The organism is Bradyrhizobium sp. USDA3010, from assembly GCF_056429065.1.
The window spans coordinates 1-1,144 of record NZ_JBWJZD010000125.1; the positions used below are offsets into that span (position 1 = coordinate 1).

General features: G+C 65.0%; 1 protein-coding gene. It reads left to right on the plus strand.

The window, feature by feature from the left end; genetic code table 11:
* Positions 1-187 precede the first annotated feature (187 nt).
* The gene (locus tag AC066Y_RS43225) at positions 188-1,120 is read left to right on the plus strand and encodes an IS110 family RNA-guided transposase (protein WP_478279135.1); all 933 of its coding nucleotides are present in this window, start codon (positions 188-190) and stop codon (positions 1,118-1,120) included.
* The last annotated feature ends 24 nt before the right edge of the window (positions 1,121-1,144 follow it).

Consider the following 1,144-nt stretch of genomic DNA (forward strand, 5'->3'; position numbering starts at 1 on the left):
CCGTCATCCTTGTAAGTCTCGAATCGCCGGATCGGCTAGAATGGCCGGCGCGGTGACGGACGGGAGACCGCTTCATCCCAGGGCATCGAAGCCCGAACCTCAGCGCGGCGCCCCGTCCGTTGTTCCATTGAACCCGAACAGTCGCGAGGGCCGCCTGGCGAGCCCGATTGCGCAAGGAGGGGTGCAGATGGAAACGATCTATGTTGGCATTGATGTGTCGAAGGACCGGTTGGACGTGCATGTCCGTCCGGGCGAGGAAGCCTTTGCCGTGGCGCGTGACGGCAAAGGCTTGGAAGAGCTCGTTGCGCGCTTGCAGGCGATCTCGCCGGTGCTGATTGCGGTAGAGGCAACTGGCGGCTTCGAGACGATCGTTGCTGCTGCGCTGGCCGGCGCCCAGCTGCCGCTGGTGGTGGTCAACCCGGCCCAAATCCGGCACTTCGCGCAAGCGGTTGGTCAGCGTGCCAAGACGGACCCGATCGACGCGGCGGTGATCGCGCGGTTCGTCGAGGCCGTGAAGCCGCAGCCACGTGCCATGCCGGATCAGGAAGCTCGGCTGCTGGCTGAACTGGTCAGCCGCCGACGGCAGATCATCGAGATGATCGTTGCCGAGCGTCAGCGCGAGAAGCGCGCCGAGAACGTCCGCGTCCGCAAGAGCCTTGCCCGCCATATCAAGGTCCTCGAGAAGGAGCTGCCGGAGATCGACAACGACATCGACACGCTGGTGCGCGGCTCGCCAGTCTGGCGCGCCAAGGAGGAGTTGCTGGTCAGCTTTCCTGGTGTGAGCAACACCCTCGCGCGGACCTTCCTCGCCGAGGTGCCGGAGCTCGGCGCGCTCAATCGGCGCCAGATTGCGAGCCTCGCCGGTCTTGCCCCGTTCACCCGCCAGTCGGGCCGCTGGAAGGGCAAGAGCATGATCGGCGGCGGAAGAGCCAAGCTGCGTGCCGGGCTCTACATGGCCGCTCTGTCGGCCAGCCGATACCATCCGCAGCTCAAGGTCTTCTACCGGCGCCTGGTGACCGCTGGAAAGCCCAAGATGGTCGCCCTCATCGCCGTTGCGCGCAAAGTCCTTACAACCCTCAACGCCATGCTCAGGGACCAAAAACCATGGCAACCCGCTTGACCAAGAACACAGTCGCTGAGGTGC

What these genes read in the sequence shown, in the direction of transcription:
- AC066Y_RS43225 (WP_478279135.1), top strand. Translation starts at nt 188, where the DNA reads ATGGAAACGATCTATGTTGGCATTGATGTGTCGAAGGACCGGTTGGAC.